Raw genomic sequence first — 18,269 nt, 5'->3', positions numbered from 1 at the left:
CCGCCCTTCGCTCAAGATCGCCCACGCTTGATCGATAGAAAGCCAACTGTCCGTCCCGAGAGTGAATCGCAACGGGCGTGATGCAGTACAATCGCTGCTTTTATTCGTCAACCAGCCGGCCATTCCGATGATCGAACCCAAGCGCGTCTTGCGCGCCCTCGCTGAACACTGGGCACTTCTGGAGCCGCTGTGCGAGCACTTCGACCAAGGCACCTTGAGCCTCAACGAATTGCGTTCACAGTTGGCCGCCCAGCAACTGGACAGTACGCCGCAGGACATCACCAGCCTGCTGGATGTGTGGATCCGCCTCGACATTCTGGTTCCCGTGGCGAAAAGCCCGAACCGTTTCGAGCTTAATGCGCAGATCCACGACTTCCTCGCCTACCTGCGCCGTGAGCACCGTCTGGGCCTGTGCCTGGAGATCGAAGCCTATCTGCGCCACCTCGAGCGTCTGGCCGGTTATATCCAGGACGCCTTCGACATCCGCGACGGCCACGACCTGGCGCGCCAGTTGCGCCTGCTCGACATGCGCGTACGGGACGTATTGAAAAAGCTCGCCAACGACGAACAGGCCCTGGTGGCCGTCGCCGAGCGCGCCAAGACCAGCGACCGGCAGATTCCCCTGCGTCAGCGTTACGCTGAAGTACTGGCGACCTGGGACGAATACGTAGAGCCGATGATTCAGCTGGTGAACGCCGACGGCGCCTTCGAACAAGGCGTGCGCAAGGTCGAGAACGTGCTGTTGAAGATGCTCACCGAGCAGCAGCGCCTCGGCCATCTGGTCGACGACGACATGCTGCTGCGCACCCACGCGCGCATCCTCGAAATGCAGACCAGCGCCCAGCTGACGCTGCGTCACGCCCGCGAGCTGTTGCTGCCGCTGCGTGAAGAAGCCCGTCGGCACAACGCCGTGACCCGTGGCGCGGCGCTGGCCTTGTCGGCCATTCGTCGCAAAGGTATCGATGCGGTGCCACAAGCGGCGATGCCAATGTTTACCCGACCGCAAAGCACTTTCCTCGGCAGTGCCAGTCAGGTCGAAGCCTACGTTTACGCGTTGGCCCGCTTCGAGCCGAAACCGGCACGCTTCCCCAAGGCCCACAAGACTCAGAAAGGCGAAGCGCCGCGCGCGCCACGCACGGTTCGGGAAATGCTCGAACGCTGCGAAGACGCCCTGCCGATGCCGGACCTGATGACCTGGTTGCTGGAGCAAGAGCCGGACGGCGCTACCGACGAATTACTTTATTGGTTCTCGCGCCTGTCGCGGGAAAAGCGCTTTACACGCGAACGTCTGGAACGCCGCGACTACCACACTCACGAGCATCAGGTCAGCCTGCGCTCCTTCGCCCTGCTCTCGGCCGGCGACACCGCCGCCGAGGATTCTGCGAGCATCCCACATGCATCTTGATCTAAACGAACTGTCCCAGCTGGCGCCGATTTTTCGCGAGCTGTTCAAGGGCTACCACGTCAGCCGCCGCGACCCGGAGCTGTACGCGCAATTGTCGAACTTCCAGGATCAGTACCGCACGCTGTTCAAGGCGTTGGGCTTTGAGTTGGTCTGCGACACCCGGGGCTTCTACTACTTCGTGCCGGACCTCGCTGCGGCGGCGGTGAACAAGACCGCGCAACGTCTGGCGCTGTTCACCTTCATTCTCGTCGAGCACCTGGCCGATCAGGGCCGTGACCCGGTCGCCGTGCTCGACGGTGGCAGCCTCGGCCGCGACGAGTTGCCATCGTTGCTGGAAAAGTACCGCGACCTGTTTATCCAGGCCGAAGTGCAGACCGTCGAAGAGCTCGAAGAAAAAATCATGCGGCGCATGACTCAGCTCGGTTTTGCCGGCGAAGAAAACGGCATCTACCGTTTCCTGCCGCCGATGCACCGCTTCCTCGATGTCTGCCTGTCGGTCCAGCAGGATCGCGACCTGGCGGCCAGTCTGCACAGTGTGTTGCCATTGCCGGTCCCTGTGCTGATCGATGACGACAGCGACGAAAAACTTCTGGAAACCGATGACCCACTCGATCTGAGCGACTTCGCTGAAGAAAGCGAAGAAGACGCCATGGCCCGCGCCATTGCCGAAGAACAGGAGACCGACGCATGAGCAAGGAACGCTACGGCATTCGCCGCTTTGCCCTTTTGAACACCGCCGGCTACAGCCTCGGCCTGTTCCCGCTAGAAGAACCGTTGTCGGTTTACGGCGCGAACAACCTCGGCAAATCCGCCTCGATCAACGCCTTGCAGTTCCCGATCCTGGCGCGCATGTCGGACATGAGTTTCGGCAAGTACAGCCTGGAACAATCCCGGCGTTTCTACTTCGCCTCGGACACCAGCTACATCCTGGTCGAGGTCTCGCTGCCTCACGGTCCACACGTGATCGGCGTGGTCGGTCGCGGCCCGGGCGGTGGTTTCGGTCACCAGTTCTTTGCCTACGCCGGCAAGCTGGATCTGGCCCATTACCAGAAAAACGACACTTGCCTGCGTCAGAAAGAATTGTTCACCAACCTTGAGCGCGAAGGCCTGAAAGCCTACGAGTTGAAGCCTGATGAACTGCGTCGCTTGCTGGTCGGCGGTCACACCTCGATTCCGCTGGACCTGACGCTGATCCCGCTGCGCTCCACCAGCGAGCAGAGCCTGAAGACCTTCCGCGCACTGTTCATCAACCTGCTGCACATGCGCGAAATCACCGCGGCCAAGCTCAAGCAGCTGTTTCTCGATGCGTTCGAACACAGCCTGCGTTCCGGCAGCGTCGACTACATCGCCGCGTGCGAAGAAGCGTTCCGCGATGTACGACGTATGGAGCAGGACTACAACTCGCTGGTCACTGCCGGCCCATTGGTCGAAGCCCTTGCGGCAGGCGTGACCCAGCGCAATATCCTGCGCGGCAAACTGCACCGGATCTCGCCGCTGCTCGATTCCCTGCTCGGCACCTGGTCGGACTACGCCAGTGCGCGCAAGGAAGAGCTGACGATTCAGGCCGAGCACTACCGCAACGAACAAGACGCGCTGCAAAACGATCAACGCGGCGGCACTCAAGAGCTGATGCGTCTGGAGCGGGAAATCACCGGCATCCAGCGCTGGCTTGGCGAGCTGTCGGTGCTCAAGCATCGCTTCGCACTGGTCGATGACGTCAAAGTGCTTGAGCAGCAACTGCTCGCGGCGAAGGACGCGCACGATGAACTGGCCGGTGCGCTGGCGCAGTCGCGGCAGTTCAGCGCCGAGGATCTGGAAGAGCGTCTGCGGGACCTGGAAAAACGCCTGAAGTCGGTCAAGCAGCAACTCGATCACGCCGACAACAACAGCTACGCCCGTCTGCGCGAAGAGTTCTCGCAACAGGACGTCGAGCGTCTGATGCGCCTGTTCAACAGCGCGCTATTCAGCCTGCCGCTGGGTGAGCACGGTATTACGCTGGACGAGGAAGGTCAGTGGGTCAAATCCATGGAGCTGATTCTCGACGGCTTCAAGGGCGAGCGCTTCGAAGTGCCGGGCCTGTCCATCGACATCTCGCACATCGAACCGCCAGCACTCCAAGCCTTGGCCGACCGCGCCGCGTTGCGCGATCAGAAAGAGCGTCTGGACAAAGAGCTCAAGCAACTCAAGACCCAACAGGCCGTGGCCGCCGACCGCGCCGCGAGCAAGACCCAGACTGAAGCGCTGTACCAACAAGTGCTGGATGCGCAGAAAGCGCTGGAAGATTTCCGCCGCGCGCAAACCTTGAGCGCTGAGGAAGGCGACAAGCTGGAACAGCTGGCGCAGATGGAAGCGGCGCAGGACGAATTGAAGCGTTCCAGCGACGCCTTTACCGAACGGGTCCAGCAACTGTCGGCCAAACTGCAACTGGTCGGCCGGCAGATCGGCGACATGGAAGCCAAGCAACGCACCCTCGACGACGCCCTGCGCCGCCGTCAGCTGCTGCCCGCAGACCTGCCGTTCGGTACGCCGTTCATGGACCCGATCGACGATTCCATGGACAACCTGCTGCCGTTGCTCAATGACTATCAAGACAGCTGGCAGGGTTTGCAGCGCAGCGATGGTCAGATCGAGGCGCTGTATGCGCAGGTGCGTCTCAAGGGCGTCGCCAAGTTCGACAGCGAAGACGATATGGAGCGTCGCCTGCAACTGCTGATCAACGCTTACGCGCACCGCACCGACGAAGCCCTGACCCTTGGCAAGGCGCGTCGCGCGGCCGTTACCGACATTGCCCGGACCCTGCGCAACATCCGCAGCGACTACGACAGCCTCGAGCATCAACTGGCGTTGTTCAACCGCGAGATCAACAAGCGTCAGGTCTCCAACCTACAAAGCTTCCGCATCGTTCTGGCCCCGAACAAGGAAGCGCTCAAGCACATCGACCAGATCATCCACAGCGCCGGCCAGTACGAAGAAGGCGAAACCCTCTCCGTCTTCGACCTGAGCCAAAGCGCCGATCAGGACAACAAGAACGAAGAAGCCAAGGAATACCTGGCGCGCCTGGTGGCGGCGAACCACAACCAGCTCGGCCTCAAGGATTTGTTCGAGTTGGCGTTCGAGATCACCAAGGTCAACGGTCAGCCGGTTATCCACACTGACATCGATGGTGCCGCTTCCAACGGTACGACCATGACCATCAAGGCGCTGACCAACATGTACTTGTTGCTGCACTTGATGGACCGCGACCAGGCCGGTCGCGTGCGCCTGCCGTACTACCTCGACGAGGCAGCGGACATCGACGAGAAGAACCAGGCAGCGTTGCTGGAAACCAGTCTGCAACTGGGCTTCGTACCGATCCTGGCGAGTGTGAAGCCGCAGGTCTGCGCCAGTGTCGCCATCGACCTGGAAGGCGGGAGCGGCCCGAACGGGATCTACATCGACGAGGCGGACTGGAAGTACATCCGTCGTCACGATGAGGTGAAGGCTGCCGCTACCGTTGAAGCGGATGAACCGGAGCTGGATGCGGTCTGATTTGCATTAATCGACAGCAATAAAAAAAGGCCGCGATCCAATGGATCGCGGCCTTTTCATGCCTGCTGCTTGGGGCTACTTGCCGATTGAAATCTTCGGCGCCCAGGTCAGCCATTCGTCTTCGAACTTATCGAACAGCGGGAACGTTTGCTCAGCTAGCGCCGGACTGCCCATGCGCTCGCCGTCCGGCGTGGCGAAAGCGATGCCGCCCTGAATCAGCGTCTCCAGCGATTCGGTACGCATCGTCGCCCCTTTGAACAAGCCGTAATCAAAGCCAAAACCACTGGAGTTCCAGAACCGCGTGCCGCTGCGCACCAACGGCGCGTACTTCGGCTCGATCAGGATATGCACCAGTACACGGTCCGCCGTCTGGCCGAGTTCATAGCCTGTCACCTTGCCCACGGTGATTTCGCGATAAGTGACCGGCACACCTGTTTTGAGCGAACCACGGCGGGCAGCGCTCAACACCAGACTCAAACCGGCTTCTTGTTTAGCGGTTTCCGGCGGATTGGTCAGGGCCACGAAGTTCTTCTGTGGGCCGAGGTTTTTCGCGGCCGGTTGCACTTCGATGTATTGGCCAGTGACCAGCGTTTCGAGGTTGGATGTCTTGATCAGACCCAGTTCAGGTTTGACCACCCAGAACTGACTCCCGACCCGAGCGATACGCTCCGGCACTTCGGTGATTCGTGCAGTCAGCAACACCGATTGCAGATCATCGCTGAGGTCGACGTCTTCGATCTTGCCGACATCCAGGCCTTTGAAGCGAATCGGCGTGCCGCTGCGCAAACCATCGGCGCGATCAACCCTGATGGTTACCACGGCGCCCTTTTGCGTCGCCTCATCATGACTGGCGAATAAACGGAAACGCGGAATTCGCTTCTGCAACGGTGCCTTGGCTTCCGGAGTTTCGAAAGCAATGCCGCCAGCCATCAGGCTTTGCAGCGACTCACTTTTGACCTGGATTCCACCGGTCAGTCCACCCGTCAGCGTGATGCCGCTGGCATTCCAGAACCGTGTCGAGGCGTTGACCAGACCTTCGTATTCCTTCTCGATGTGTACACCAATCACCAACTGCTTTTTTTTGCGTGAGAACTGATAGCTCTGGACCGAACCGACCTTGACCTGCTTGTAGAGAATCGGGCTGCCGACCTCCAGTGAACCGAGGTTTTCGGTGAACAGCACCAGGTGCAATCCTGGCGCACGCAAGTCGAGCGGCGGTGCCTTCGGCCGTGCCACAAACTCGCGTTGCGGTGCGGCGCCTTTGTCTCCGGGACGCACGGCGATGTAGTTACCTTTGACCAACGCTTCGAGACCGGTGATACCGGCAAGCGAGATCGACGGTTTAACCACCCAGAACTGGGTGCCTTCGACCAGGTAATCTTCAGCCAGAGGATCGAGGGTCAATTCGGCGGTGGCACTGGATAGATCTGGATCGATCTTGAGCGCTTTCAGATTGCCGACCTGGATGCCTTTGTACATAACTGGCGTACGACCAGCCTGCATTCCTTCGAAGTCGCTGAGTTTGACCTTGACCCGAATACCGGCGGCGGCTGCATCGAAATCTTCGTAGAGACGGAATGGCAGACTCGGATCGGTGGGCGGACTGTCCTTGCGGTTCTCCGGCGTGGCGAACGCGATACCGCCGGCGACAATGCTCGCCAGCGACTCGCTACGCACTTTCACACCCGACAGGTTGGCGTCGATGCTGATGCCGCTGGCGTTCCAGAAGCGCGTGTGTTTGCGTACCAGTTTGGCGTAGGTGGGCTCGATGAACACTTTGAGTTCAATGGTGCTTTGGTCTTCGGAGAGCAAATAGCTTTTGATCTGCCCAACCTTGATCTGCTTGTAGAACACCGGACTGCCGCGATTCAGCGAGCCAAGGCGATCAGCCTTGATGGTCAGGTGCAAACCGGGCTGGGCGTCCGACAGCGGCGGCTCTTCGGCCAGGGCTTTGAACTTGCGCGTCGGCTCGCCCTCGCCCGGGCTTATCGCGACGTAGTTACCCGAGACCAGTGTCTCCAGGCCAGTGATGCCGGCCAGCGTCACGCTCGGCTTGATCAGCCAGAAACGGGTGCTGGTCCGCAGGTATGGCTCCACGTCCTTGTTCATTTCGACGGTGGCGATCACACCTTTGGAGTTGCCTTCGTCATCAAGTTTGAGGGTCTTTACCTTACCCACCGACATGCCTTTGTAGACGACTTCGGTCTTGTTGGCTTGAATGCCTTCACCACTTTCGAAACGCACTTGAATCTCGATGCCGGTCTCGTTGTAGGCACGCCAGCCGAGCCAGCCACCGATGATCAGGGCGATCAAGGGCAGCACCCAAATAGCTGACCAGTTCGAGGCCGGTCGGGTTTTTGCTGTAGGCAAATCAGTCATGGTCGTCGTCCGACTCCGTGTTATCCCAAATCAGTCGGGGATCGAAAGTTACTGCGGCAAGCATCGTCAGAATCACCACACTGGCGAAAGCGATGGCGCCAAGATTGGCTTCGACGCTGGCAAGCCGTCCGAAATTCACAACCGCCACCAGGATGGCGATCACAAAAATATCGAGCATTGACCAGCGGCCAATGAACTCAATAAAGCGGTACATCCAAATGCGCTGGCGAGCCGACAGTGGCTGACGGCGCTGCACGGAAAACAGCAGCAGTGCGATACCCACCAATTTGAACGTCGGTACCAGAATACTGGCGATAAAAACCACGGCGGCGATTGGAATCATGCCGTGTTGAACCAGTTGAATCACACCGGACATGATGGTGCTGGGATCGCCCTGCCCCAGTGAACTGACGGTCATGATCGGCAGCACGTTAGCCGGGATGTAGAGAACTGCAGCGGTAACCAGCAACGCCCAGGTACGCATCACACTGTTCGGGCGACGGGCGTGAACCAGCGCACCGCAGCGGGTGCAGACCTGCTCGTCGGTGTCCGCTTCCTGCTTGTTCAATTCATGGCATTCGGTGCAAATCAGAATGCCTGCATCAATCGCCCGCATGGGCATCCTCTCCTGATAAAGCCTGCCAGATCTGATGGGGCGACATCACAACCTCCAACCAGACCTGAACCAACAACAAACCGATAAAGCACGCCAAGCCAATCCCGACGGTAATTGCTGCCATATCTGCCAGTTTGACGATCGCGACCAGTACGCCCATCAGGTAGACCTCGAGCATCCCCCAATCGCGTAAATGGTGATAAATGCGGTAGAGCAACAGGCCGTAACTGCGTCCGATATCAAAACGAATACTCAGCAGTACAACCAGTTGGCAAAGCAACTTGAGCAGCGGGATTCCCATGCTGCAGAGAAATACCACGACTGCAACGCCCTGCATTCCGGTATCGAACAGGCCGACAACGCAGCTCCAGACGGTGTCGTGCGATGACTGCCCGAGTAGATGGAGCTGCATGATGGGTAAAAAGTTCGCCGGGATATACAACAACAGAGCGGCGATAACCAACGCGAGACTGCGCTGTACGACGTTATGCCGATGGGCGTAGAGCTCGTAACCGCAGCGCGGACAGAGTGCTTTCTCGCCATGGGCAAGTTCGGGCTTGCGCATCAGCAAGTCGCACTCATGACATGCTACCAAGTCGTCCAGCGGTAATTCTGACAGCCCTGGGGTGTCAACCGGATCTGGCATAAAGGCTCTGGCTCCGAAAAAGATGGATCTATTCTAGTGTCATGGATCGAAAATAACTGTGCAAATTTGTGCTTTAACTGAAAGCCACTTTCCTGCGGGCAAAACAAAACCCCTACCTGCATACGCAGATAGGGGTTTCGGAATTTAATCTTGACGATGACCTACTCTCACATGGGGAAACCCCACACTACCATCGGCGATGCATCGTTTCACTGCTGAGTTCGGGATGGGATCAGGTGGTTCCAATGCTCTATGGTCGTCAAGAAATTCGGGTACCGAGTCGTGGCCAGCTGGCCTCGCTTCAGCAAATCGGGTATGTGACAGCGGGTGTTTTGTGAATCTCTCGAACTTTCGGTTCGTTGCGTCTTCACACACCGCAATCTGGCCTTTCGACGCAAATTGCTTGGGTGTTATATGGTCAAGCCTCACGGGCAATTAGTATTGGTTAGCTCAACGCCTCACAGCGCTTACACACCCAACCTATCAACGTCGTAGTCTTCGACGGCCCTTCAGGGGACTCAAGGTCCCAGTGAGATCTCATCTTGAGGCTAGTTTCCCGCTTAGATGCTTTCAGCGGTTATCTATTCCGAACATAGCTACCCGGCAATGCCACTGGCGTGACAACCGGAACACCAGAGGTTCGTCCACTCCGGTCCTCTCGTACTAGGAGCAGCCCCTCTCAAATCTCAAACGTCCACGGCAGATAGGGACCGAACTGTCTCACGACGTTCTAAACCCAGCTCGCGTACCACTTTAAATGGCGAACAGCCATACCCTTGGGACCGGCTTCAGCCCCAGGATGTGATGAGCCGACATCGAGGTGCCAAACACCGCCGTCGATATGAACTCTTGGGCGGTATCAGCCTGTTATCCCCGGAGTACCTTTTATCCGTTGAGCGATGGCCCTTCCATACAGAACCACCGGATCACTAAGACCTACTTTCGTACCTGCTCGACGTGTCTGTCTCGCAGTCAAGCGCGCTTTTGCCTTTATACTCTACGACCGATTTCCGACCGGTCTGAGCGCACCTTCGTACTCCTCCGTTACTCTTTAGGAGGAGACCGCCCCAGTCAAACTACCCACCATACACTGTCCTCGATCCGGATAACGGACCTGAGTTAGAACCTCAAAGTTGCCAGGGTGGTATTTCAAGGTTGGCTCCACGCGAACTGGCGTCCACGCTTCAAAGCCTCCCACCTATCCTACACAAGCAAATTCAAAGTCCAGTGCAAAGCTATAGTAAAGGTTCACGGGGTCTTTCCGTCTAGCCGCGGATACACTGCATCTTCACAGCGATTTCAATTTCACTGAGTCTCGGGTGGAGACAGCGCCGCCATCGTTACGCCATTCGTGCAGGTCGGAACTTACCCGACAAGGAATTTCGCTACCTTAGGACCGTTATAGTTACGGCCGCCGTTTACCGGGGCTTCGATCAAGAGCTTCGCGTTAGCTAACCCCATCAATTAACCTTCCGGCACCGGGCAGGCGTCACACCCTATACGTCCACTTTCGTGTTTGCAGAGTGCTGTGTTTTTAATAAACAGTCGCAGCGGCCTGGTATCTTCGACCGGCATGGGCTTACGCAGTAAATGCTTCACCCTCACCGGCGCACCTTCTCCCGAAGTTACGGTGCCATTTTGCCTAGTTCCTTCACCCGAGTTCTCTCAAGCGCCTTGGTATTCTCTACCCAACCACCTGTGTCGGTTTGGGGTACGGTTCCTGGTTACCTGAAGCTTAGAAGCTTTTCTTGGAAGCATGGCATCAACCACTTCGTCACCCAAAGGGTAACTCGTCATCAGCTCTCGGCCTTGGAATCCCGGATTTACCTAAGATTCCAGCCTACCACCTTAAACTTGGACAACCAACGCCAAGCTGGCCTAGCCTTCTCCGTCCCTCCATCGCAATAACCAGAAGTACAGGAATATTAACCTGTTTTCCATCGACTACGCTTTTCAGCCTCGCCTTAGGGACCGACTAACCCTGCGTCGATTAACGTTGCGCAGGAAACCTTGGTCTTTCGGCGTGGGTGTTTTTCACACCCATTGTCGTTACTCATGTCAGCATTCGCACTTCTGATACCTCCAGCAAGCTTCTCAACTCACCTTCACAGGCTTACAGAACGCTCCTCTACCGCATCACCTAAGTGATACCCGTAGCTTCGGTGTATGGTTTGAGCCCCGTTACATCTTCCGCGCAGGCCGACTCGACTAGTGAGCTATTACGCTTTCTTTAAAGGGTGGCTGCTTCTAAGCCAACCTCCTAGCTGTCTAAGCCTTCCCACATCGTTTCCCACTTAACCATAACTTTGGGACCTTAGCTGACGGTCTGGGTTGTTTCCCTTTTCACGACGGACGTTAGCACCCGCCGTGTGTCTCCCATGCTCGGCACTTGTAGGTATTCGGAGTTTGCATCGGTTTGGTAAGTCGGGATGACCCCCTAGCCGAAACAGTGCTCTACCCCCTACAGTGATACATGAGGCGCTACCTAAATAGCTTTCGAGGAGAACCAGCTATCTCCGAGCTTGATTAGCCTTTCACTCCGATCCACAGGTCATCCGCTAACTTTTCAACGGTAGTCGGTTCGGTCCTCCAGTTAGTGTTACCCAACCTTCAACCTGCCCATGGATAGATCGCCCGGTTTCGGGTCTATTCCCAGCGACTAGACGCCCTATTAAGACTCGCTTTCGCTACGCCTCCCCTATTCGGTTAAGCTCGCCACTGAAAATAAGTCGCTGACCCATTATACAAAAGGTACGCAGTCACCCAACAAAGTGGGCTCCCACTGCTTGTACGCATACGGTTTCAGGATCTATTTCACTCCCCTCTCCGGGGTTCTTTTCGCCTTTCCCTCACGGTACTAGTTCACTATCGGTCAGTCAGTAGTATTTAGCCTTGGAGGATGGTCCCCCCATATTCAGACAAAGTTTCTCGTGCTCCGTCCTACTCGATTTCATGACCAAGAGATTTTCGCGTACAGGGCTATCACCCACTATGGCCGCACTTTCCAGAGCGTTCCGCTAATCTCAAAGCCACTTAAGGGCTAGTCCCCGTTCGCTCGCCACTACTAAGGGAATCTCGGTTGATTTCTTTTCCTCAGGGTACTTAGATGTTTCAGTTCCCCTGGTTCGCCTCTTAAGCCTATGTATTCAGCTTAAGATAACCATCTTATGATGGCTGGGTTCCCCCATTCAGACATCTCCGGATCAAAGTCTGTTTGCCGACTCCCCGAAGCTTTTCGCAGGCTACCACGTCTTTCATCGCCTCTGACTGCCAAGGCATCCACCGTATGCGCTTCTTCACTTGACCATATAACCCCAAGCAATCTGGTTATACTGTGAAGACGACATTCGCCGAAAATTCGATTCTTGCTCATACAGAGCAACTCACAAATTTTACCTTAGCCTGATCCGTTACCAGTGAAAGTAACGTTCAGTCTATCTTTCTATCACATACCCAAATTTTTAAAGAACGATCTAGCCAAAGACTAGAAATCAACATTCACCATCCTACGATGGAATGCTCATTTCTAAGCTTTCAACAAACAGAAGCAGTAGTGGTGGAGCCAAACGGGATCGAACCGTTGACCTCCTGCGTGCAAGGCAGGCGCTCTCCCAGCTGAGCTATGGCCCCGTATTGCTACAGGTTCCCACACAAAATTGGTGGGTCTGGGCAGATTCGAACTGCCGACCTCACCCTTATCAGGGGTGCGCTCTAACCAACTGAGCTACAGACCCAATTTCGAGCTTTAAGGCCGACCTCACCCTGCTCCTTACCTCAGAGCATGGGGTGCGTTCCAACCAACTAAGCTACAACCTGTTAGGGCTGCTTCTTATCGTCTTCTTCAATGAATCAAGCAATTCGTGTGGGAGCTTATGGAGCAGCTGATGTCGTCGATTAAGGAGGTGATCCAGCCGCAGGTTCCCCTACGGCTACCTTGTTACGACTTCACCCCAGTCATGAATCACACCGTGGTAACCGTCCTCCCGAAGGTTAGACTAGCTACTTCTGGTGCAACCCACTCCCATGGTGTGACGGGCGGTGTGTACAAGGCCCGGGAACGTATTCACCGCGACATTCTGATTCGCGATTACTAGCGATTCCGACTTCACGCAGTCGAGTTGCAGACTGCGATCCGGACTACGATCGGTTTTCTGGGATTAGCTCCACCTCGCGGCTTGGCAACCCTCTGTACCGACCATTGTAGCACGTGTGTAGCCCAGGCCGTAAGGGCCATGATGACTTGACGTCATCCCCACCTTCCTCCGGTTTGTCACCGGCAGTCTCCTTAGAGTGCCCACCATTACGTGCTGGTAACTAAGGACAAGGGTTGCGCTCGTTACGGGACTTAACCCAACATCTCACGACACGAGCTGACGACAGCCATGCAGCACCTGTCTCAATGCTCCCGAAGGCACTCCGCTATCTCTAGCAGATTCATTGGATGTCAAGGCCTGGTAAGGTTCTTCGCGTTGCTTCGAATTAAACCACATGCTCCACCGCTTGTGCGGGCCCCCGTCAATTCATTTGAGTTTTAACCTTGCGGCCGTACTCCCCAGGCGGTCAACTTAATGCGTTAGCTGCGCCACTAAGAGCTCAAGGCTCCCAACGGCTAGTTGACATCGTTTACGGCGTGGACTACCAGGGTATCTAATCCTGTTTGCTCCCCACGCTTTCGCACCTCAGTGTCAGTATCAGTCCAGGTGGTCGCCTTCGCCACTGGTGTTCCTTCCTATATCTACGCATTTCACCGCTACACAGGAAATTCCACCACCCTCTACCATACTCTAGCTTGTCAGTTTTGAATGCAGTTCCCAGGTTGAGCCCGGGGATTTCACATCCAACTTAACAAACCACCTACGCGCGCTTTACGCCCAGTAATTCCGATTAACGCTTGCACCCTCTGTATTACCGCGGCTGCTGGCACAGAGTTAGCCGGTGCTTATTCTGTCGGTAACGTCAAAACACTAACGTATTAGGTTAATGCCCTTCCTCCCAACTTAAAGTGCTTTACAATCCGAAGACCTTCTTCACACACGCGGCATGGCTGGATCAGGCTTTCGCCCATTGTCCAATATTCCCCACTGCTGCCTCCCGTAGGAGTCTGGACCGTGTCTCAGTTCCAGTGTGACTGATCATCCTCTCAGACCAGTTACGGATCGTCGCCTTGGTGAGCCATTACCTCACCAACTAGCTAATCCGACCTAGGCTCATCTGATAGCGCAAGGCCCGAAGGTCCCCTGCTTTCTCCCGTAGGACGTATGCGGTATTAGCGTCCGTTTCCGAGCGTTATCCCCCACTACCAGGCAGATTCCTAGGCATTACTCACCCGTCCGCCGCTCGCCACCAGGTACAAGTACCCGTGCTGCCGCTCGACTTGCATGTGTTAGGCCTGCCGCCAGCGTTCAATCTGAGCCATGATCAAACTCTTCAGTTCAAACATCTTTGGGTTTTTAAGAAACCCTAAACTTGGCTCAGCAATCGTTGGTTACATCTTTGATTTCTCGCGGAGTAACTTGTGATGCTGATAATCTTGTTGACTATCAGTCTGACTCCACAAGCACCCACACGAATTGCTTGATTCAGTTGTTAAAGAGCGGTTGGTTAAGATCTTTCGTCTCAACCGAGGCGCGCATTCTACAGCAGCCCCTGTTGCTGTCAAGCGGTTATTTTTCGAAGTTTTCAAAGTTTCCTTTGCAACTTCAACCACTTGCGCTTGCGATCTCTCGTTAGCGGGAGGCGAATTCTACAGCGTTACTCGCTGCTGTCAACACCTCTTTTACACCGCTTTCGACCGAGAAGATCGAAGCGTCAATCAAGCTAAACATCCGGCCTGACCAACTCCTTCTGGGCTTCGATGACCTGAAGCAACTCGCTGCCGAAAACTGCGTAACTCATTGTTTACCAAGGAGTTTTCCGTTTCGACTGCGCCGGAAGTGGGGCGAATTATAGACTTACAGAATCTGCCGTCAACCCCTAATTACGCTTTTCGTACAGAAGGTGTTTTTTTGGCTATTAAACGTGGGATTCGCCGGGTTACAGGGGGTAGCCGCAACACTAATAGCAATGCACCTATAGAGGCGTAAACCGCCCACTCCTTAAGATCAGCGCGCACGATCCACAACATATGCAGCAATCCAAGCCCGAGAACCACATAGGCAAGACGATGCAATGTCTTCCAGCGAGACCCCAAACGCCGCTGACTATAGCGATTTGAGGTCACCGCCAAGGCCAATAAACCCAGAAACCCCAGCGCCCCGACAATAATGTACGGCCGCTTGCGCAACTCACCACCCAACTGCGACCAATCAAAGCCGAGGATGAACGCCGTATACCCACTCAAATGCAAAACCACATAAGCGAAGCACCACAAACCCAGTTGCCGCCGGACAGCAATCCACCCTGCCCAACCGGTAAGCTTCTGCACAGGTGTCATGCTTAACGTAATGAGCAGCAGGACAAGCGTCCCCAGCCCCAGCCGATCAACCAGCACCTTGCCAGGATCAGGCCCCAGCACATCCTCCGAGGCCTGATACAACCAAAGCAGCGGCCAGACCGCTGCAGCTATAAAGACGCCAATTCGCCAAAACGGAAATCGCATCAGTAGTTCTTCCGCAAATCGAGCCCTGTATATAGAGAGGCGACTTCATCCGAGTAGCCATTGAACATCTGCGTGTCCCGCACATTGGGCTTGAACAGCCCACTCGGCAAACGCCGCTCACGCGCCTGAGTCCAACGCGGATGGTCGACCGCAGGATTCACGTTCGCATAAAAACCATACTCGTCCGAGGCAATGCTCTGCCAGGTGGTTTTCGGTTGCTCACTCACCAGACTGATCCGCACGATGGATTTGATGCTCTTGAAGCCGTACTTCCACGGGACTACCAAACGCAGAGGCGCGCCGTTCTGATTCGGCAACTCCCGCCCGTACATACCCACGGCAAGAATCGCTAATGGGTTCATCGCCTCATCCAGGCGCAGCCCTTCTACATACGGCCAGTCAATCAAGGAAAAACCGGAACGCTGCCCGGGCATGCTCTTGGGATCTTCCAGGGTTTCGAAGCGAATGAATTTGGCTTTGGACGTCGGCTCGACTTCCTTGAGCAGGGCCGAGATGGGAAATCCGATCCATGGAATGACCATCGACCAGGCCTCTACACAGCGGAGACGGTAGATGCGTTCCTCCAACTGATAAGGCCTCATGAAGTCTTCCAGTGCGTACCGTCCCGGCTTGCCCACCTCCCCGTCCACCACCACACTCCAAGGTTCGGTTTTCAGCGCGCCGGCATTGGCGGCTGGATCACCTTTATCGGTGCCGAACTCGTAGAAGTTGTTGTAATGGGTCGCATCCTTGAATGGCGTGATCGCCTCATCCTTGACGTTGACCGCCCCCCATTTGGTAGCAGGTAGTTTTTCGGCAAACCAGGAAGGCGCCTTGCCTGGCTCGACATCCGCATAACGCGCAGCATCGGCAGCACTAACCCAACGCGGCAAGCCGCTAACAGCCAAACCGGCTACGGCGGCACCCAGCACGTTGCGGCGAGATAGGTAAAGGGATTCAGGCGTGACATCCGACTCAAGACAGTCAGACGCTTTGGAGACTTTGATCAGCATGGCAACTCCGCAGCATTGGAGAACAGATGCACCAATAGACTGCGGAGTATGAGGGAAGTTAAGCGTTTTTGTGCCGACGAAGACGTAACAGATATTGAACCGGGCCAGAGGCTGCATAAGCGAGGAAAACCAGCAGCAGGATGCGCGGCGGATCACTGAACACTACGGCAAACACCAACACCACGGCGAGAATCGCCACGAAAGGCACACGCCCTTTCAAGTCCAGCTCCTTGAAGCTGTTGTACTTGATGTTGCTGACCATCAGCATGCCGGCGGCAGCTACCATCAGTGCAACCAGGAAGGACATCTTCGAACCCTGAATGCCGTAATCACTGAACGCCCAGACAATGCCTGCGACCACACCAGCAGCCGCAGGACTGGCAAGACCGATGAAGTAGCGCTTGTCGGCAGTGCCGACCTGGGTATTGAAACGCGCCAGACGTAACGCAGCACCGGCTACATAAATGAAGGCAACCATCCAGCCGACCTTACCCATGTCGCCCAAGGCCCAACCGAATGCCAACAATGCCGGCGCAACACCAAAGGCGACCATGTCGGACAGCGAGTCGTACTCGGCACCGAAGGCGCTCTGGGTATTGGTCATACGGGCAACGCGACCATCGAGGCCGTCGAGCACCATTGCAACAAAAATCGCGATCGCTGCAAAAGCAAAATACTTGCTCGCACCAATCGAATCACCAGCACTCAGGGCGCTCTGGGCGCTCATCGAGTTGATGATGGAATAAAAACCTGCAAACAGATTCGCGGTGGTAAACAGATTCGGCAGAAGATAGATACCACGATGCCGGACTTTACGACCTTCAGCGTCATGCCCTTCCTCGATGTGTTCATCGATGGGCAGCAGGCTTTCGGCGTCAGAAGCCTTGTTTGGCTCTTCGGGACGTTCGCTCATGGACATTACCTTGCAACGGGGTGGAAAGTTTTGACAGGTGTCTGGGACGACGGTTCGGCCGCAAACGATGCAGCTTTATACCAGAACCAGCCCCCCAAACGAAAAAACGCGGCCTAGGCCGCGTTTTTCGTACAAGTGCGCGACTTAGTTTTTAGCTTTGTCGACGATCTTGTTGGCACCGATCCACGGCATCATAGAGCGCAGTTGCTCGCCGATGATTTCGATACCGTGAGCGGCGTTGTTACGACGCTTGGCGGTCATCGAAGGATAGCCGGTAGCGCCTTCGCTGATGAACATCTTGGCGTATTCGCCGTCCTGAATACGTTTCAGGGCGTTGCGCATGGCCTGACGGGATTCGGCGTTGATCACTTCCGGACCGGTCACGTACTCGCCGTATTCAGCGTTGTTGGAGATCGAGTAGTTCATGTTGGCGATACCGCCTTCGTACATGAGGTCAACGATCAGCTTCAGTTCGTGCAGGCATTCGAAGTAGGCCATTTCCGGCGCGTAGCCAGCTTCAACCAGGGTTTCGAAACCGGCTTTGACCAGCTCAACGGTACCGCCGCACAGAACGGCTTGTTCGCCGAACAGGTCGGTTTCAGTCTCGTCCTTGAAGGTGGTTTCGATGATGCCGGTACGACCGCCACCAACGCCAGCAGCGTAGGACAGTGCAACGTTTTTGGCGTTGCCGGAAGCATCCTGATAGATAGCGATCAGATCAGGGATACCGCCGCCTTTGACAAACTCGGAACGCACGGTGTGGCCCGGAGCTTTCGGCGCGATCATGATCACGTCGAGGTCAGCGCGCGGAACAACCTGGTTGTAGTGGATCGCGAAGCCGTGGGAGAAGGCCAGGGTGGCGCCTTTCTTGATGTTCGGCTCGATTTCGTTTTTGTACAGAGCGGACTGGAACTCGTCCGGGGTCAGGATCATGACCAGGTCGGCAGCCGCAACAGCGGACGCAACGTCGGTCACTTTCAGGCCGTGAGCTTCGGCTTTGGCAACAGTCGCCGAACCTTTACGCAGGCCAACAGTAACGTCAACGCCGGAGTCTTTCAGGTTGCACGCTTGTGCGTGGCCCTGGGAACCGTAACCGATGATGGCAACTTTCTTGCCCTGGATGATCGACAGGTCGCAGTCTTTTTCGTAATAAACTTTCATGAAATTCCCC

10 protein-coding genes, 2 tRNA genes and 3 rRNA genes are annotated in these 18,269 nt (G+C 56.1%); 3 read left to right on the top strand and 12 right to left on the bottom strand.

Translation table 11 applies throughout. The features are described 5' to 3' along the window. Window positions 1–127: 127 nt before the first annotated feature. Genes mksB through mksF form a run of 3 tightly spaced genes read left to right on the top strand, consistent with a single transcriptional unit; the run spans window position 128 to window position 4,933 of the window. Window positions 128–1,405 carry an Mks condensin complex protein MksB gene (gene mksB / locus ACYZUA_RS07075; RefSeq protein WP_461962546.1) on the top strand — a complete coding sequence of 426 codons (1,278 nt, stop codon included), beginning with the start codon at window positions 128–130 and terminating at the stop codon, window positions 1,403–1,405. Next, window positions 1,395–2,096, top strand: coding sequence for an Mks condensin complex protein MksE (mksE, locus tag ACYZUA_RS07070; protein ID WP_008145537.1), 702 nt, complete (start codon window positions 1,395–1,397; stop codon window positions 2,094–2,096). Before mksB ends, mksE begins: the two co-directional genes overlap by 11 nt. Further along, on the top strand, window positions 2,093–4,933 hold the full coding sequence (gene mksF, locus ACYZUA_RS07065; RefSeq protein ID WP_461962545.1) for an Mks condensin complex protein MksF: 2,841 nt from the start codon (window positions 2,093–2,095) through the stop codon (window positions 4,931–4,933). Before mksE ends, mksF begins: the two co-directional genes overlap by 4 nt. A gap of 75 nt (window positions 4,934–5,008) precedes the next feature. Here mksF and ACYZUA_RS07060 read toward each other — a convergent pair whose 3' ends face one another. From ACYZUA_RS07060 to ilvC, 12 genes are all read right to left on the bottom strand, one after another. After that, window positions 5,009–7,312 (bottom strand): PqiB family protein, encoded by a 2,304-nt coding sequence (locus ACYZUA_RS07060; RefSeq protein WP_461962544.1) that lies wholly within the window; start codon window positions 7,310–7,312, stop codon window positions 5,009–5,011. Next, complete coding sequence (locus ACYZUA_RS07055; RefSeq protein ID WP_461962543.1) at window positions 7,305–7,928, bottom strand: paraquat-inducible protein A; 624 nt, start codon at window positions 7,926–7,928, stop codon at window positions 7,305–7,307. Before ACYZUA_RS07055 ends, ACYZUA_RS07060 begins: the two co-directional genes overlap by 8 nt. Next, a complete protein-coding gene (locus tag ACYZUA_RS07050) occupies window positions 7,915–8,574 on the bottom strand; it encodes a paraquat-inducible protein A (RefSeq protein ID WP_461962542.1) in 660 nt (219 codons plus the stop codon). Before ACYZUA_RS07050 ends, ACYZUA_RS07055 begins: the two co-directional genes overlap by 14 nt. Window positions 8,575–8,722: 148 nt before the next feature. Next, window positions 8,723–8,838, bottom strand: a 5S ribosomal RNA gene (gene rrf / locus ACYZUA_RS07045). Between the two features lie 150 nt (window positions 8,839–8,988). Beyond that, a 23S ribosomal RNA gene (locus ACYZUA_RS07040) occupies window positions 8,989–11,880 on the bottom strand. Window positions 11,881–12,128: 248 nt separating this feature from the next. Beyond that, window positions 12,129–12,204, bottom strand: a tRNA-Ala gene (locus ACYZUA_RS07035). A 27-nt stretch (window positions 12,205–12,231) separates the two neighbouring features. Beyond that, window positions 12,232–12,308, bottom strand: a tRNA-Ile gene (locus ACYZUA_RS07030). Between the two features lie 161 nt (window positions 12,309–12,469). Continuing rightward, a 16S ribosomal RNA gene (locus tag ACYZUA_RS07025) occupies window positions 12,470–14,008 on the bottom strand. Together the 16S, 23S and 5S rRNA genes with 2 tRNA genes alongside form the textbook arrangement of a ribosomal RNA operon. A 543-nt stretch (window positions 14,009–14,551) precedes the next feature. Further along, entirely contained in the window at window positions 14,552–15,172 is a 621-nt protein-coding gene (gene msrQ, locus ACYZUA_RS07020) for a protein-methionine-sulfoxide reductase heme-binding subunit MsrQ (RefSeq protein ID WP_461962541.1), read from the bottom strand. Further along, window positions 15,172–16,185, bottom strand: coding sequence for a protein-methionine-sulfoxide reductase catalytic subunit MsrP (gene msrP / locus ACYZUA_RS07015; RefSeq protein ID WP_461962540.1), 1,014 nt, complete (start codon window positions 16,183–16,185; stop codon window positions 15,172–15,174). The genes msrQ and msrP overlap by 1 nt, the downstream gene beginning before the upstream one ends. Window positions 16,186–16,243: 58 nt before the next feature. After that, window positions 16,244–17,098 carry a CDP-diacylglycerol--serine O-phosphatidyltransferase gene (gene pssA, locus ACYZUA_RS07010; protein ID WP_461962539.1) on the bottom strand — a complete coding sequence of 285 codons (855 nt, stop codon included), beginning with the start codon at window positions 17,096–17,098 and terminating at the stop codon, window positions 16,244–16,246. Between the two features lie 144 nt (window positions 17,099–17,242). Next, on the bottom strand, window positions 17,243–18,259 hold the full coding sequence (gene ilvC / locus ACYZUA_RS07005) for a ketol-acid reductoisomerase (protein WP_007948647.1): 1,017 nt from the start codon (window positions 18,257–18,259) through the stop codon (window positions 17,243–17,245). Window positions 18,260–18,269: the final 10 nt, after the last annotated feature.

The organism is Pseudomonas sp. LS2P72, assembly GCF_054897865.1.
The sequence above is the reverse complement of the archived record's forward strand: the minus strand, read 5'-3'. Positions and strand labels throughout refer to the sequence as shown.

Bases quoted from the DNA above. Each gene is read 5' to 3' on its own strand.
- mksF (WP_461962545.1), top strand. From the start codon at position 2,093: ATGAGCAAGGAACGCTACGGCATTCGCCGCTTTGCCCTTTTGAACACC.
- msrQ (WP_461962541.1), bottom strand. From the start codon at position 15,172: ATGCGATTTCCGTTTTGGCGAATTGGCGTCTTTATAGCTGCAGCGGTC.
- ilvC (WP_007948647.1), bottom strand. From the start codon at position 18,259: ATGAAAGTTTATTACGAAAAAGACTGCGACCTGTCGATCATCCAGGGC.
- msrP (WP_461962540.1), bottom strand. From the start codon at position 16,185: ATGCTGATCAAAGTCTCCAAAGCGTCTGACTGTCTTGAGTCGGATGTC.
- ACYZUA_RS07055 (WP_461962543.1), bottom strand. From the start codon at position 7,928: ATGCGGGCGATTGATGCAGGCATTCTGATTTGCACCGAATGCCATGAA.
- mksE (WP_008145537.1), top strand. From the start codon at position 1,395: ATGCATCTTGATCTAAACGAACTGTCCCAGCTGGCGCCGATTTTTCGC.
- ACYZUA_RS07060 (WP_461962544.1), bottom strand. From the start codon at position 7,312: ATGACTGATTTGCCTACAGCAAAAACCCGACCGGCCTCGAACTGGTCA.
- ACYZUA_RS07050 (WP_461962542.1), bottom strand. From the start codon at position 8,574: ATGCCAGATCCGGTTGACACCCCAGGGCTGTCAGAATTACCGCTGGAC.
- mksB (WP_461962546.1), top strand. From the start codon at position 128: ATGATCGAACCCAAGCGCGTCTTGCGCGCCCTCGCTGAACACTGGGCA.
- pssA (WP_461962539.1), bottom strand. From the start codon at position 17,098: ATGAGCGAACGTCCCGAAGAGCCAAACAAGGCTTCTGACGCCGAAAGC.